This is a genomic window from Microvirga massiliensis (assembly GCF_001006805.1).
GTDB lineage: Bacteria > Pseudomonadota > Alphaproteobacteria > Rhizobiales > Beijerinckiaceae > Microvirga > Microvirga massiliensis.
Genome location: NZ_LN811359.1, coordinates 269358 through 284388 on the forward strand (window position 1 = coordinate 269358; position 15031 = coordinate 284388).

13 protein-coding genes are annotated in these 15031 nt (G+C 61.7%); 1 reads left to right on the top strand and 12 read right to left on the bottom strand.

Features of this window, described 5'->3' with window-relative positions; genetic code table 11:
- Window positions 1-765: 765 nt before the first annotated feature.
- The 7 genes from BN1233_RS27335 to BN1233_RS27365 form a co-directional block, all read right to left on the bottom strand.
- Window positions 766-2112: an MFS transporter gene (locus BN1233_RS27335; protein WP_046866791.1), complete on the bottom strand. Its 1347-nt coding sequence runs from the start codon at window positions 2110-2112 to the stop codon at window positions 766-768.
- Window positions 2113-2430: 318 nt separating this feature from the next.
- Window positions 2431-3327, bottom strand: a complete 897-nt coding sequence (locus BN1233_RS27340) for an ABC transporter substrate-binding protein (RefSeq protein WP_082145679.1) — start codon at window positions 3325-3327, stop codon at window positions 2431-2433.
- 249 nt (window positions 3328-3576) lie between these two features.
- Window positions 3577-4851, bottom strand: coding sequence for an ABC transporter ATP-binding protein (locus BN1233_RS27345; RefSeq protein ID WP_082145680.1), 1275 nt, complete (start codon window positions 4849-4851; stop codon window positions 3577-3579).
- Between the two features lie 3 nt (window positions 4852-4854).
- Entirely contained in the window at window positions 4855-5685 is an 831-nt protein-coding gene (locus BN1233_RS27350) for a carbohydrate ABC transporter permease (protein ID WP_046866793.1), read from the bottom strand.
- Entirely contained in the window at window positions 5685-6596 is a 912-nt protein-coding gene (locus BN1233_RS27355) for a carbohydrate ABC transporter permease (protein ID WP_046866794.1), read from the bottom strand. Before BN1233_RS27355 ends, BN1233_RS27350 begins: the two co-directional genes overlap by 1 nt.
- Window positions 6597-6630: 34 nt before the next feature.
- Complete coding sequence (locus BN1233_RS27360) at window positions 6631-7863, bottom strand: ABC transporter substrate-binding protein (protein ID WP_244471041.1); 1233 nt, start codon at window positions 7861-7863, stop codon at window positions 6631-6633.
- A 107-nt stretch (window positions 7864-7970) separates the two neighbouring features.
- Window positions 7971-9407, bottom strand: coding sequence for a M24 family metallopeptidase (locus BN1233_RS27365; RefSeq protein ID WP_082145681.1), 1437 nt, complete (start codon window positions 9405-9407; stop codon window positions 7971-7973).
- A gap of 622 nt (window positions 9408-10029) precedes the next feature.
- Between BN1233_RS27365 and BN1233_RS27370 the strand changes: the two genes are divergently transcribed.
- On the top strand, window positions 10030-10935 hold the full coding sequence (locus BN1233_RS27370) for a MurR/RpiR family transcriptional regulator (protein WP_046866796.1): 906 nt from the start codon (window positions 10030-10032) through the stop codon (window positions 10933-10935).
- A 454-nt stretch (window positions 10936-11389) separates the two neighbouring features.
- Here the strand turns inward: BN1233_RS27370 and BN1233_RS27380 are convergent, their stop codons facing one another.
- From BN1233_RS27380 to flgI, 5 genes are all read right to left on the bottom strand, one after another.
- Window positions 11390-11899 carry a flagellar basal body-associated FliL family protein gene (locus BN1233_RS27380; RefSeq protein ID WP_046866798.1) on the bottom strand — a complete coding sequence of 170 codons (510 nt, stop codon included), beginning with the start codon at window positions 11897-11899 and terminating at the stop codon, window positions 11390-11392.
- A 22-nt stretch (window positions 11900-11921) separates the two neighbouring features.
- A complete protein-coding gene (gene flgH / locus BN1233_RS27385) occupies window positions 11922-12620 on the bottom strand; it encodes a flagellar basal body L-ring protein FlgH (protein ID WP_046866939.1) in 699 nt (232 codons plus the stop codon).
- Window positions 12621-12747: 127 nt separating this feature from the next.
- A complete protein-coding gene (locus BN1233_RS27390; protein ID WP_046866799.1) occupies window positions 12748-13446 on the bottom strand; it encodes a flagellar basal body L-ring protein FlgH in 699 nt (232 codons plus the stop codon).
- Window positions 13447-13452: 6 nt separating this feature from the next.
- Window positions 13453-13953 (bottom strand): MotE family protein, encoded by a 501-nt coding sequence (locus BN1233_RS27395; protein WP_074078365.1) that lies wholly within the window; start codon window positions 13951-13953, stop codon window positions 13453-13455.
- A complete protein-coding gene (gene flgI / locus BN1233_RS27400; protein WP_244471040.1) occupies window positions 13950-15011 on the bottom strand; it encodes a flagellar basal body P-ring protein FlgI in 1062 nt (353 codons plus the stop codon). Before flgI ends, BN1233_RS27395 begins: the two co-directional genes overlap by 4 nt.
- Between the last annotated feature and the right edge of the window lie 20 nt (window positions 15012-15031).

Consider the following 15031-nt stretch of genomic DNA (forward strand, 5'->3'; position numbering starts at 1 on the left):
AAGCCGCTGTTGACAGCGATCGTGGCCTGATCGAACTCTAGCCAGAGCCCGCGTTCGAACAGCTCACGCGCATCAACCTTTCCAAAGCCCGTCAAGCGATCGCGTTTTCACACGGCCTCGGTCAAACTGCGACTTAGAAACGGTGTGTCTGAAGGTCCGCTCTCCGCCGTCGTTCAGACGCTGGTCCAACATAAGCGCTTGGGTGATCTCAAAGTCTTCGGAGATGCCCCCTGAAGGGACCATTGTCCCAGACCGACCTACTGGACAATCAGAGCTTGGATCACGAGTTCCTCGACCGCACCCTTACTGCGGATTTGCACACGCTCGTTCAAGTCCTCTCGCAAGGGAAGATATTCATGAGAGTCAGCAAAGCTCATTTCGCAATCAGCTTCCGGACGCGGAAGCCCGCGTCCCCTGGCTCTGATACAACAGCATGCTTTCGTGACGCTTGTATGGTTCCTTGAATCAGTTCTACCGAGCTCGGCAGACGGCGCCCTTAGTTCGCCGACGTCCCTCATTCCGATGCGGCATGGCGGGGCCAGCTCGTAAGAGGCCGCATCCAAATCAGTCGGGTAATGCAGGAACGCCCCGACGAGCGGCGGCGCCAGGAACGCGAGCGCCGCAAAACCAGTGTTGGCGACCAGCACTCCTCACACCCCCGCATCCAGCAGCGCACTTGCTGGACCGTCCCGTGCACTCAATCCGTCACCCTCTTGTGCCGATTCTGGCGCTCTCGGCAAGACCGCTCGGCCGCTGCCAAGGCCGTCATGAAGGGCAGCGCTCAGATCGGGGCGAACCATGGGAGCTTTCCCGTGAGGCGAGCCAAAATGCCGTCGCGCCGGCCGCCGTCATGCTCGCGAGCATCCAGATCACGCCCGTATAGTCACCCTGTGATTCCCAGAGCGCGGCGACAGTAAGGGGAGCGGCAGCTCGGGGGACCATGAGAATCAGGTTGAGAGCCCCGACAATTGTCGCGTAGCCGTGCGTTCCCAAGATCTCCGCGATGCCGGTGGCACGCACGATCGAAAGAACACCGTTGCCAGTCCCGAACACGAGCACGAACAGAGCAAGCCCCGCGAGGCCATTGGGCGAGATAGTAAGGAGCAGCAGCATCGCGATCGGCAGAAGCGGGGTGACGATCCGGCCGATAATGCGCGCTGAGGTGCGGCTCCCAAACACGATGAGGATGACGCGCCCTACCACCTGTGCTGGGCCCAGGAGAGCGAGGGCCACGATACCTGTTTCCAGAGGAAGACCGCGCTCCTGCAGGAGCGGGATTATGTGGAATGTGAGCGTCGTGAAGGCGAAGGATTGGGCCGAAAAGCAGACAGCCAAGCCCCAAAATGCCGGCCGTCGCAGGGCCGAGAGGAGCGCAGAGGGCTCGCGCCCGTCTCCTCGCCGAACCCGTTCGCCGGATCGGGTGCCCCGGGTACCTCGCAGGAACACGCCATGGAGCGTGCTCGGTAGGACGAGCTGAATGGCCGCGAGTGTCAGGAGAGCGTGCCGCCACCCGAATGCGTCAATAAGCCAGTTTATGACCGGGATGAACACCGTCGCGGACAGGCCAGCAATAAGGGTGATGTAGATAATGGCTTGGCGAAAGTTGCGCACGTTGGCAATCGCCACTGCGAAAGGGAGATCTTGGACCGAAGCCGCTGTTGCAAGTCCGATCCCGATCCAGATCACGTAGAAGGCTGCGATTGAGTCAACTGCGGACCAGAGCGCCAGAAAAATCGCGCCCGCGACCGAACCGAGCGTCATTAACACGTGCCCGCCGTAGCGGTCGACGAGATATCCGCACGGGATCGAGGCGAGGCCTGTGGTGAGGAGACCAATCGTGAGCGCCCCGTTGAGATCCGCGCGCGACCAGCCGAGCTCAGCCCCCATCGGGGTGACGAACAGGGCAAAAGCGAAGTAAAGTGTGCCAAAGCCTACGAGTTGCGCGATGGAGAGCCCCCACACGAGCGTCCCTGTAGCCGAATGGCCGCGTTCGGCGACCGCGGCACGAGTCCGCTCGGGAGAAACCACCGAAGGGTTCGGAGGCTCGAAAGTCTGACTTTCGAGCGAGGCCGCGTGCTCGAGGGCGCGCAGGGGCTGCGCAGGCTCGCTCATGTTCGATTCAGGGCTTCGTGACGAGTTTCACGAAGTCCGCCCGCCTGGATGGAAGCAGCCCCCCATGAGAGGTGAGCGGAAATCCGGGTTGCCGGCGACGATCTCGATCCTGCCTGCAGTGGCGCAGGAGGGTACACCGTTCTTCTGAGTTATGAAGGCAATGGTATTGGAATTGAGGAGGATCCACATCTGGTCCGCTCATATGCTTCGCCGCCGGATTAGAAATGCCGGACGCGCTCGTCCTCCAGCATGTTCGCCGAGCGACGGAACAGTGCCACCGCCCAGTCGTGATCGGGCCCGTGATAGGCCTTCCAGCGTCTAAACGGCCATTTGCAGCTCCCGAATCGGCTCATGTCGGTCCAACAGCCCGTAATTGAGCATGATGTCCTGATAAGCTGCACTTGCCCCCCGATCGATTTCGTTGGTCAGCCGCCAGACTCCGGTCGCTTTGAAGCGAGTGACGACGTTCTCGATTGCACAGCCACCGGCTTGCCGAAAGCGGCGCCCAAGTAGTGCGCTGACGTCTGAAACGGGGCTTTCGATCAGCCAGCGGTTGGCCCTTTCGATTGCTGCTTTGAACCGCACAATCGGGCGCGATGTGTCATCGATGAGATCACCGCGTGTGTAGAATACACTCCATGGTACCTCGCCCATCGTTTCGGCAAGGGTGAAGGCGACCGAATAACCTTCGCCAATCAGCGGCTCGGCCGTCAGCGGTTCCACGAGATAGAAGTCGGCGTAACCGCCGCGCCACAGCGTGTGAGTGGTGTGGATGTGGAGATCCCGCACGAAGTGGATCCTGCTCAGGTCAACGCCCAACGCGCGCAGTCGCCCTTCCAGGAACATCCACTGGCTGGTCGCTGCGAGCGAGAGCAGCAGGCGTTTGCCGTACAACATGTCCCAGCTGAACGGTCCCTCCGGCATCGGCGAGCGTCCAAGGACAATTGCCGGATTGCGGTGACAGGCGGCCGCGAATGGCACGAAGTCGCCCAGGCCGAACTGGCGATACATCAGCGGCAGCCAAATGCCCCCAAGGGCCACCTCGGCCTTGCGGCCTATAAGATTGTCGACGAGCCACGACCCAGCCGGTCCGGCATCGACCTCGCACGTGACATCGAGCCCCTCGTCGGCAAAGAAGCCGAGATCCTCGGCGACGTACTGTGACGAAAATTTAAGGGCCGTATCGGACTCGGTCACACGTATTTGTCTGGCCATCTGCTTATCTGTTCCTATGGAGCTCTTTCGACCTCGTCCGTCGTGCTGGACTTTCCGTCGATTATCGTCGGCCTCCTGGTCCGCGGCCGCACCATGACCGACGGGCAGGACCTACGCGCTGTCCATACGAATGCCACATCCGAAATTTGGCAGGGGCCGAAAGGCCAATTTCTCCGAGCCTGTTCGCCCGCTCCAGCAGCCCGGCGCTATCGCGATGGATGGAACGGCCATGGCCGCCGTTGTCCCGTGTCATCGGTAAATCCCTGCCCGTTCGCGATATACTCCGGCGGATAATTGCGGCTGGTCCGATACCCGGGACGAGAATGCGTCAAATGGAAGAACTTCCGGGGCATCCGTAGGATGAGTGGGCCCGTCACTGGAAATCCGCGCACCCGTCGCGTGGTCGAACCAGACAACGTCTTCGGGCCGATAATCCAGTGCGCAACGCTCGCCGATGGCGATCCGAGGGTTGCCGGATAGCCGTACGAATACGAGATCGTGCTCGAGCAAGCGCGTCTCGCCGCCGTGCTCGTCGGAGACGAGCCGGCACCCCACCACGGTTTCCGCGCCCAGTCGCTCGACGATCGCCACCTGGGCCGGAATGCGGCCGCTCCCTTCGGGACGGAGATGGAGCTTCTCAGGCCGGATACCGAAGATCAGACGGGATGCGCCCGAGATCTCTCCGCCGTGATCCCAGGCCAAGCCGCCCGACACCGCGAGACGCCCTCGTTCATGAGAGACCGAGACAAGGTTCATCGGCGGCGATCCGACGAAGCGCGCGACGAACGTATTCTGTGGGTTGTAGTATATGCCTTCCGGGGTATCGATCTGCTGGACGATTCCCTTGTCCATGACGATGATCCGGGTCGCCATCGTCATGGCCTCGACTTGATCGTGCGTGACATAGATGAACGTCTTACCGACCTTGTGGTGAAGCGCCGAAATCTCCGCACGGGTTTGTGTCCGCAGCTTCGCATCGAGGTTCGAGAGGGGCTCGTCGAGGAGGTATAGCGAAGGCTCGCGCACGAGGGCACGTGCCAGCGCAACCCGCTGCCGTTGGCCCCCAGAGAGACTGCCCGGTCTGCGATCGAGATACGGCTCCAGTTCGAGCAGTCGCGCGATCCGCTCGGTGCGCGCCGCGATCTCCGGGTTCCTCATCAGACGCCGGCGGGCGATCGCGTTGACGAGGGGCAGATGATACCAGGTCTTGAACGCATTCATGACCAGCGGGAACGCGATATTTGCTCGGACGGTCATGTGCGGGTAGAGCGCGTACGACTGGAAGACGAACGCGACCCCGCGGCGGCGTGGCTCCCACGTGTTCGCCCGCTCGCCGTCGAAAAGAAGATCTCCTGCCGTGATGTCCGTCAGTCCGGCGATCATCCTCAGCAAGGTTGACTTGCCACAGCCGGAAGGGCCAAGAAGGACAAGGAATTCGCCGTCCTTGATCGTAGTGCTGAAAGCCTCGATGACCTTCAGGTCGCCGAAGGATTTCGAGATGTTGTTGAACGTCAGTTCAGGCATTGCCTATCCTTTGACGGCGCCCGCAGTGAGGCCCGAGACGATCTTGCGCTGGACGAGCAGGAAGAAGACGATCGCCGGCAGGCTGAAGACGAGTGCGGCTCCCATCACGGCCGAGAGCGGAGTTTCGTACTGGCCGATGAAAGAGGCAAGTCCCACACTGGCAGGCCAGAGCGATTGATCTCTTAGAAAGATCGAGGCGAACAGGTACTCGTTCCAGCCGGCAAAGAAGGCGATGACCGCCGCCGCGGCGACGCTCGGCATGATGAGCGGCAGCACCACCATCGTGAGGATGCTCAGGCGCGGGCAGTTGTCGATAATGGCCGATTCCTCGATCTCATACGGAATCGCGTCCATTGCGCTCTTCAAGATGAATGCGGTGACCGGAAGCGAGAAGCCGACATTGGCCAGGACGAGCCCAGCCAGGTTATTGAGCAACCCCATCGTGATGAACATCGCGTAGAGCGGCACCAGGATGAAGGCCTCCGGCACGACCTGGGTCATGAAGAGCAGGAAGCCGACGATCCCGCGCCCCTGAAACCGGAGCCGGCTGAGGGCATAGCCCGCGAGCGATCCCAAGACGAGGCTGAGGGCCGTCGTGCCCGCCGCGATCACCATCGTATTAGCGAGCCACTGAACGATCGGAAGTTGGCCCAGTTCTGCAATCAGCGCGGGAACGTTCTGAAGCTGCGGCCAGGGGACCTGGCCGGTGCGATACAGTTCGGAGCTCACGGACAGGGCCGTACTCGCCATCCAATAGATCGGAAAGCCGGCTGCCACCACCAGCGCCCCGACGAGCAGCCCGCGCAGTGTGTTCAAGATCAGCCGCTTCGACATTACCGGGCCATCCACCTGAGGCGCCGCTGCTCAACGAGACGGTGCACGGCGGCGACGAGGAGCGCGAGGACAAGGCCGACGACGCCATACGCGCTGGCCATGCCAAGTTGATAGTTCTCGAAAGCAACCTGCCGGATCTTCACGACGAGCGTGCTGGTGCTCTCGAGGGGGCCGCCGCCGGTCAGCAGATAAATGATATCGAAGCGGCGAATCGACCATACCGCAACGAGAAGCGCCACCAGCTGCACGGAGGGCATGATGTGGGGCAGCGTGACTGACCGAAAGACGTTCAGAGCATCGGCGCCATCGATCCGGGCGGCCTCACGGATCTCGTCGGGTACCGATTGCAGTGCGGCGAGCACGACGAGCATCACAAACGGCGCCACTTGCCAGACGGTGACGATGAGGATCGACGGCAGCGCCATTTGCGTGCTGGTAAGCCAGGCGATACGGCCGACGCCAAGCGCGACGGCCATGTCATTCAGGACGCCCGACTGGCCGTTATACATCCACATCCAGATGAGCGCGGCCGCGACGTTCGGCACCGCCCATCCAAAGAGGAGGACAGCCCGAGCGAACGACCGGCCGGGAAACGGACGATTGATCGCCAGTGCCGCGATCACGCCCAGCGTGACCCCGAGCAGGACGGACGCGACCGTGTAGATCGCCGTGATTCCGAGCGAATTGTAGAAGGCCGGATCTTGGATCAGCCTCTCGTAGTTCCTGAGTCCAACGAAGCTGCCGGCATTGGGATTGATGATCCGGGTGTTCGTCAGACTCATCCAGAGTTGCCGGCCGAGCGGCCAGAACATGAAGACACCCAGATAGGCGATCGGCGGAAGGATGAAGGCGTACGGAGCAATCGTCCTACCAAGGCTGAGCTTCGACGCAGACCGGCCCGTGATCACCATCGCCCTCGCTTCCGCTCGCGTCCGCCAGCCTGGGTTAGAACGTCCTGTCGATCTGCCGTTGTGCCTCAGTCAGCGCGGTTTTGGGATCGGCGCCGGCGAGCACCACGCGCTCCAGGGCTTGCATGACGAAGCGCATGATCTGTGGAGTGTCGACCTCATGACCGGGAATGAGGGTGCTGCGCGAGTTGACCGCAAGTTCAGCGAAGGTATCGGCCCAAGGGTTGGCCGCGCGGAACACCTCAGTAACGGGTACGTCGGTAGCGAGCGCATCCGGACCCGAAGCATCGCGAAGCGCCTGCTGGCCGTCCGGGCCGACGAGCCACTTCACGAAGTCAACCGCTGCTTTCTGGTTCTTGCTGCGTGCGTTCACCACCACAAAGATCTGCTGATGCGCACCTGGGTGCGGGAACGGAAGCGGTGCCGCGTAGAGATCCTTCGCGGCCAACGCGCCACCGGATGCGATATTAAGGGTTCCCCCGCTGTTGTCGATGCTGAATGCGACCTGCTTTTCCTTGAAACGGGTTCGTTGCGTGGGAAAGTCATCGCCAATCGGGATGATCTTCGCGTCATACATCTTCTTGAAGGCTGTGAACGCCGCGACCGCCTCCGGGGTATCGATCGTCAGTTTTCCTGTGCCATCGGTCCACTTAACCCCGTAGCCGTAGGCCCAATTCTGGAAATCCATGAACCATCCGATGTAATCGGCCATTTGATGACGCGACGTGAAGCCGATCGCAGCTGTGGCGCTCATCACCGTCTTCGCCGAGGCGATGAGGCCCTCCACGTCGGTCGGGACCTTCGCGCCTGCCTTGTCGACCAGCGGCTTGTTGTAGATCAACGCGTAAACGGCCCGCTGCCAGGCGACTCCAAGACGCTTGCCATTCACTACCCCATTGTCATTGGTCTTGTTGAGGTTCTTGACGCCCGCGACCGCTGCGCTCAGGTCGGCAAGAAAGCCTGCATCCGCGATGGAGTAGAACAGACCCTCCTGCATCATGGCGATGTCCGGACCCTGCCCGGCCCCGAACGCGGTCGTCATCTTGTTGTCGAACTCGGCCGAGGGGATCGCTTCCTGTTCCAGGTGGACATTGGGCGCTACGGCCTGGTACTTCAGTACGGCATTCCACAGATTCTTGCCGCGCAGCGCATCGACCCATTGGGAATTGGCGATGGTGAGCCTGACGGGCGCACTGGCCGACTGTGCGCGGCTCTCGCCGCTCTGGCCTATCACGAACGCTGCGACCCCGACCGCGGCTGCGATCAGCAAGCGACGGGAAAGATGACGAGACACCATATTCGTTTCCTCTCCTATCGAAATTGATGGGCGAACAGGCCGCCTCATCACGGTTCATCCTCGACGCGCACCGCCATGGATCAGACTCTAACCCGATGTGGTTCGAGCGGAGTGTGGCAGCTCAGGTTCTCGGCGCCCGTCTGAGTCACCAGATAGCAGTCGCCGACGTTGCAGCCCGCGACCTCGGGCTCAAGCCATTGCGAATGCAGGACGAACGTCATGCCTTCCTCGAGCATGTCGTGGTTGTTGGAGGCGATGTTGTAGTGGCTGAACTTCGGCATCGACACAGAATGTCCGACATTGGGATTGTGCGGGCCGTGCGTCGCGGGATAGACGTGCATCAGTTTGCGCCCCTGACGCTCCCAATCCTCGTCGGCGACGTATCGGCGAGGCACGAGGCGGGGCCCGCCATCCTCGCCCGCCTGCCAGTTGTAGGGCATGGTCCTGCTGTCGGCCGAAGACAGATAGCCGCGCTCGATGTAAGGCTCGAATGACGCGTTGGCCACGTCCGACACCAACGTCCCGGGTTTGACGAGCGCCGCCGCCCGGCGGACGCCCTCGACGCACATCTCAAGCACCTCTTCCTGTTTGTCCGTGATGGCACCCACGGCGATCATCCGCGCGATCTGGGCATTATATCCGCGATAGGTCACGTTCGAAATGTAGAGATTGATCACATCTCCGTCCCGGACGACGTGGCCGTAGGGCTTGCCGCAATGCGTGCCGTAGCGGTTGATGCCAATCTGATACCCGTCGCCGGTTTCTCCGCCCCGGGACATCTGCGCGTATGTGAACGCCGCGTAGATCTCATAATCGGTCACCCCGGGCTTGATGACGTGGTAGGCCGCCTGGATTCCGATATCGGCCAGCTGCGCGGCAGCGCGAACGAGCGCCTGCTCACGGGGAGACCGAACACGTTGCATCCGATCGATGATCGCGTGTGCATTCTGGAACACGCATTTGGGAAGCCGTGCCTTCAGACCGGCCCAATAGCCGCTCGATGTGGCATCGCCCATAAGTCCGATCTGTGCGACCGAAAAGCCCTGTCGGGCCAGAGCCTGCGCAACCGCCTCGGCTACCTTGTCGACGGCACTGCCTGGGCGGTTGTAGGTTTCGCGACCCCATGTGCCCACTTGCCAGATATCGTCGACGAGCAGGGGTTCCCCTGCAGGTGGGAGGATGACCGAACTGCTGAAGAACGAGAACAGCGTCAGCGGCTGATCGTCGTCGGTCGGGACAATGAGCACGCCCTCCCGCACCCAGTCGCAGATATAGCGTAGATACGAATTGGAGACGTGATACCAACCAATGCCGTCAGCATGAACGACGACGACGTCGTGCCCGGCTACCGTCGCCTCTCTCCGGATGCGGCGGAGCCTGTCGGCGAATTCCGACTCTGGAAGAGGATCCACCGGCTCGAAAGCAAATGTCGGCTCGAAGCCAGTGAGGAGCGCTTCGCGCCTCCCGCCCGCATCAGGAAAGCCGTGGGCCACGAAGGGGCGAGAATGCGCAGTCATTCCGTTCTCTCGTTACTCTCCGTCAAGGTCAGGTCAGGTTACTCCATGAAACTTATTTTGCAAGCCAGTTTGCGGACGAGTTCTTGCCGGAACTGCACTGGCGAACGCCGGCGCGGCAATTTTTAAGTAGTTCGCGCCGCAAATCGCGCAACAGGCGAACCAGGGAACTTCAGGTTAATTCGTTGTCTTTGCGTCCTAATCCTCTCCACAATGCCTTCCATTTGATATAGAATAATACCACTACAAGAACTCGAAAAGAGTCATCCGATATATGCTTCCGGCACAGAACGTCACCGCCGTTTGGGTGGGGCAAGGGCAACAGCCGCTAGGGGATGAAAAAAAGGTTCCGCGACAGGTTCTGTGAACCCCTTCCGGAGTTCACGTCGCGACTGGCTGCGGCCGCGCCGGTACTGCTTGCGAATTGATCACGTGCAGACCGGCTGTGCCCTGCCCGGCCTCTCTACCCACGGTATCGAGGATTACGGAGTGCAGAGTGTCGCTTCGCACCGTCGACAACGCTGCTTCTGCGTCAGTTCCCGGTAGAGGTTTGCTTATGCGTCGCCCAAGACTATGTTACGTTGGGATTCGTGATCCTTGTGCAATTGTCGGGGAATTTTCTGCGTTGCCCTCCGTTACCAAAGCACGCAACGAGCACCGGGCACGATCTCTCGAGGCCCGAATTTACGCGATCTATTCGGAGTTACACCCGGCGGAAAAGCGACTCGCCGACGTTCTTCTGCAGTATCAGATGGACCTGCCAAGCTATACGGCGGGCGAGCTTGCCGAGAAAGCAGGCGTCTCGAAAGCGACTGCCGCGCGCCTCATCCGTTCGCTCGGCTATGCGACCTACCCAAACGCCAAGCGGCAGATACGCGCAGACCAGCACTGGGGATCGCCACGTGCTGGCCTAGTCGACCCGGATCAGGCGCCCTCGGGGGCGGTTTCACTGAGCAGAATGGTGCAGGCGGACATCGAGAACATCCGCACTACTGCGGAAGCTGTCCCAGAGCGAGTGCTGGCGGACGTCAGCCAGGCGATTGTGTCCGCCCGGCGCCTTTGGATTATGGGATTACGCAGTGGCTATGGATTGGCGCACCACGCGGCCCATTATTTTACCCTCATCAAAGACGACGTCCGAGTGCTGCCAAGCGGCGGGGCGAGCCATTCACACGAGATCGCTTCCATCACTGAAGGAGATGTCCTTCTCGCGATTGCGTTCCGCCGCCGGCCGCGGGTGCTTCCTACGATCCTTACCGAGGCTCGAGCCGCAGGCGCAACCACAGTGCTGATTACGGATCTAAGCGCAGCGGCAAGTGCGAAGGCCTCCGATTATGTACTGCGCTGCCACTGTCAGTCGCCAATGCCCTTTAACTCCTTTGCCGCGGCCGTAACGCTGATCAATTACCTGGCGTGGAGCGTCACAACCCTCCTCGGAGAGGAAAGCCTAGCCCGATTTCGCAAGATCGACCGCTTGGTCGGCCTTCTTGACAATGTCTCGACGCCGCCTCTTCCCGTCCGCCGCAAGTAGGATAGTCTGACGGGCATCAGAACAGGCGGTGTCTGAACCGCACCTCCTGCGGCTCAGGCTGATTGGCGATCCTGAGCAGTAGACTACGCTACAGGCGGGCCGCCTCGCGTCTGTTCCACCGAGCCCGCCTGATAGTGCGATGGGAATTGATGAAGTGACGTCCCTGATTGAGGCTGGTGATCTGCAGGATAGCAGTGATGGTGCGTTTGCCCAGCGCCGGGATCGCGCCTATGAGCAACGCCTCGGTATGCTGCGACTTAAGTCAGGAGCTTCTGGGGGTCGGCTCTCCGTCGTTATTCACATGCTGGCCCAGTATAAGCGACACTCGCAGGCCGCGTTCCACGGAGTGATTTTGCCTCAAGTTGCGGAAATCTCGTCCGAATAACCGCAACGGCGGATGAATGACCTCAACAACTTCGAAGGTATCCCTGAGTGGCCATTACCGCTCGCCACATTACTGAGCGATCAGAGCTTGGATCACGAGCTCCTTGACCGCGCCCTTGCTGCGGATCTGCACCCGCTCGTTCAAATCCTCTCGCAAGTGAAGCAGCCCGCTCGGTCCCTGGATCTGCGCCAGCGACACGGTCCGCAAATAGGCGAGGATGTCCTGCCGGATCTCGCCAGCGAGAACGTCGCTCGCTCCGTCAGCGCTGTTCATGACGAGGGCCGACTCGAGCCGAACCCAGGCGTCTTCCGAGCTCGCGAGGTTCGTGACCACCGGTTCGAGCGCTTTCAGGACAATGTCACCCGAGTACGGGGTCGCTGGAACCTCCTTCTGGGCCTCGGCCTTGACCCGTGCTTCGACTGTCCTTTCGACGCTCGAGGCGACCACCAGGCCAAATCCTCCGCCTGTTGCGACCGAGATCGCCGTCAGGATCAGAAGGGTCAGGATCCACTTCCCACCCTTTCCGTTCTTCGCGCCCGCCTCGGGAGGGGGAAGCGCGAGCGCGTTTTGCTCAGCCATGGCGAGGTCCTCTCTATCTGTCTCAGAACGGGCTTACGGCATCCAGGATCTGCTGGCCGTAAGCCGGCTGCTGGACATCCGAAATCCGACCCCGGCCACCGTAGGACACACGCGCCTCCGCGATCTTGTCGTAGCCGATTGTGTTCCTTGGTGAGATGTCACGAGGCCGGATGATGCCCGCGATGTTCAGGACCCGGACCTCGTGATTGACCCGGACCTCTTGCGAGCCGCTGATCATCACGTTGCCGTTCGGCATCACCTCGGTGACCACAGCCGCGACGGATAGCCGGAGTTTTTCCGACCGGTCGATGCTGCCACGGCCATCGAAGGATGAGGTCGACCGGAGACCGCCATCTGCCGTCCCGTCCGCGCCCCAGCCCTTGAAGCTCATGCCATAATCGAAGCCGAGACTGCCCTTCGAGGTCCGCTCCCGATCGGAGGCGTTCTCGAATTCGGCCTTGTCGTCGATCTGGATGTTCACCGTCACGATGTCGCCGACCTGCTTGGCGCGCGGGCTCCCGAAGAGGTCCGCGCTCGCATGGCTCCAGGTCGATCCCCGAGAGGCCGGCGCCGCGCCCTTGAACATGTTCGGAACCGCGGTGCGTTGAACGGCCAGCCCCGCCCCCACCGGTGTCATGCGCGGCTCCTGCATGACCGGGGCATTCGTGGTCTGGCAGGCGGCGAGCGCAAGGAAGCTCACGGCGGCGAAGAAGCGTTTCATGGCAACGAAACCCGATTCGAGAATGGCGTGGCGCGCGAGATCGCATGCCTTGACCGCCAGATACCCCATCAAGCTTGTGTGACGCTTGCGTCAGGGCTGGGCTTCCATCGGGATCCGTAGCGCCTGATCAGAATGGGCTCACGACGTCGAGGATCTGCTGTCCGTAGGCCGGCTGCTGAACGTCATTGATGCGCCCGCGCCCGCCGTAGGACACCCGCGCCTCGGCGATCTTGTCGTAGCTGATGGTGTTCTTCGGCGAGATATCCCGCGGCCGCGCAATGCCCGCGATGTTCAGAACACGAAGCTCGTAGTTGACGCGAACCTCCTGCGAGCCGCTGAGGATCACATTGCCGTTCGGCAGAACCTCGGTGACGATCGCGGCCACCTGCAGGCGCAGTTTCTCGGAACGGTCGATCGTGCCGCGGCCCTTTGCCGAGGATCCGGAATTGATCCCGCCGTCGGCCGAGCCGTCGGCTCCCCATTTCAGGAAGCTGAGCCCGAAATCGAAGCCCTTCTTGACCTTGGAGTTGCGCTCGCGATCGCTCGCGTTCTCCATTTCGGCCTTGTCGTCGATCTGGATGTTGACCGTCACAATGTCTCCGACCCGCTTGGCGCGGGCGCCCTGATACAGGTCCGCGCTGGCGTTGCTCCAGGTTGAGCCGCGCGAAGACCGCGGGGCACCCTGGAACAGGCTCGGAACCGGTTGGCGGTGCACCCGCAGCCCAGTCCCGACCGGGGTCATGCCGGGCTCCTGGAGAAACTCGCCGGCGTGGGCCTGAACAGCGCCTAGGCTTAGAGCCAGGGCAAAAGTGATCCGGGGATTCATTGGTTTTTATCTCGCTGCACTGTCGGTGCGCTTCGGAGCGTCGGTCATGACATTGGCGATCTGGGCCGCCTTAGCGGGCTCCATCTCGTTGAAGACGGCGCTCGCGATCCGGGGATTCAGCTTGGTCAGGATCGCAGCCGCGATCTGCTCGTCCATGTTCGTGAGCTGTACCGCGGAGGCATCGGGCCGCATTTTCGAATAGATCGCCACGACGGACTCATCGGCTTTCGCCAGGACCTCGTTGCGGCGTTCGAGCCATTTTTCGTATTCGGCGCGCTTCGCCTCGAGGACCTTGATGCGGGCCTCGATCTCCTGCTCCATCTTGGCCAAGGACTGCTTCTGGAGCTCGTAGCGGGCGTCGGCCGTGGCATCCGCGATGCTCTCGCAATACTGGTTGGCCTTGGGTTCCGTCGGCGTTTCTTGCGCCGCTGTGAACTGCGGGACTGCAATCACCAGGGCGAAAGCGCCGACCGAAAGCAGATTACGTGCTGTATTGAGTGAGATCATTGGACCACCAAGTCAGCTTGAAGCGCGCCGGAGGTTTTCACGGCCTGAAGGATCGCGATCACGTCGGTCGGCTTGAGCCCCATCTGGTTGAGGCCCTTGACGAGGGTCTGCAGATCCGACCCCCGCACAATGGCGATCGGGGCCCTCTCCTCACCCGTAGTGATCTGCGTGCGCGGAATAACCGTCGTGACGCCGTTCGAGAACGGATCCGGCTGCAGCGCCTCGGGGAACTCCGTCACCCGAATCGTCAGATTGCCGTGGGTGATCGCCACCGTGGACACCTGAACGTTCTTGCCGATGACAACCGTCCCGGTGCGCTGATCGACGACGATCCGCGCCGGCGTGTCGGGCTGGATTTCGAGATCCCCGATCTCCGCGATGAACCGGGTCGCGCCCATCTGCCGGGGCTTCTGGAGAACCACGCTCCGGAAGTCGCGCGGCGAGGCCACCCGCCGGCCGAACCGCTGCATGGCATAGCGGTTGATCGCATCCGTGATCTGGATGGCGGTCTTGTAGTCGGGGTTCTTGAGCTCGAACACCAGCGGGCCGACATCCATCGATCCGCCCTCGACCTCCTTTTCAATCAAGGCGCCGTTCGGAATCCGCCCGGCTGTCGAGACCCCCTGGGTCAGCGTCTCGGCTTGTCCCTGGGCCGAGAATCCGGAGACCGCGATGCCGCCCTGGGCCACCGCGTAGACCTGACCATCTCCGCCCTGCAGCGGCGTCAGGAGCAGCGTCCCGCCCTTGAGCGACGTCGCATCACCCATCGACGTGACCGTCACGTCGATGCGGGAGCCGGTGCCCACGAACGGCGGAAGATCGGCCGTCACGATCACGGCGGCGACGTTGCGGGTCCGCAGGTTCAGGTCGCGAACGTTCACCCCCATGCGGTCGAGCATGGACTGCAGCGACTGCTCGGTGAACTGCGAGTTCCGGAGGGTATCGCCCGTCCCCTGCAGGCCCATCACGAGGCCATAGCCGATCAGTTGGTTGTCGCGGACACCCTGGATCGACGCGACATCCTTGATGCGCGTTCCCGCATGAGATGCGGTCGTCATCAAGGCCGCAATCACAAAAG

Excerpts from the sequence above, each read along its gene's own strand:
- BN1233_RS27340 (WP_082145679.1), bottom strand. The coding sequence starts at position 3,327 with ATGGCCAGACAAATACGTGTGACCGAGTCCGATACGGCCCTTAAATTT.
- BN1233_RS27355 (WP_046866794.1), bottom strand. The coding sequence starts at position 6,596 with ATGGTGATCACGGGCCGGTCTGCGTCGAAGCTCAGCCTTGGTAGGACG.
- BN1233_RS27390 (WP_046866799.1), bottom strand. The coding sequence starts at position 13,446 with ATGAATCCCCGGATCACTTTTGCCCTGGCTCTAAGCCTAGGCGCTGTT.
- BN1233_RS27365 (WP_082145681.1), bottom strand. The coding sequence starts at position 9,407 with ATGACTGCGCATTCTCGCCCCTTCGTGGCCCACGGCTTTCCTGATGCG.
- BN1233_RS27335 (WP_046866791.1), bottom strand. The coding sequence starts at position 2,112 with ATGAGCGAGCCTGCGCAGCCCCTGCGCGCCCTCGAGCACGCGGCCTCG.
- BN1233_RS27395 (WP_074078365.1), bottom strand. The coding sequence starts at position 13,953 with ATGATCTCACTCAATACAGCACGTAATCTGCTTTCGGTCGGCGCTTTC.
- flgH (WP_046866939.1), bottom strand. The coding sequence starts at position 12,620 with ATGAAACGCTTCTTCGCCGCCGTGAGCTTCCTTGCGCTCGCCGCCTGC.
- flgI (WP_244471040.1), bottom strand. The coding sequence starts at position 15,011 with ATGACGACCGCATCTCATGCGGGAACGCGCATCAAGGATGTCGCGTCG.
- BN1233_RS27350 (WP_046866793.1), bottom strand. The coding sequence starts at position 5,685 with ATGTCGAAGCGGCTGATCTTGAACACACTGCGCGGGCTGCTCGTCGGG.
- BN1233_RS27345 (WP_082145680.1), bottom strand. The coding sequence starts at position 4,851 with ATGCCTGAACTGACGTTCAACAACATCTCGAAATCCTTCGGCGACCTG.
- BN1233_RS27380 (WP_046866798.1), bottom strand. The coding sequence starts at position 11,899 with ATGGCTGAGCAAAACGCGCTCGCGCTTCCCCCTCCCGAGGCGGGCGCG.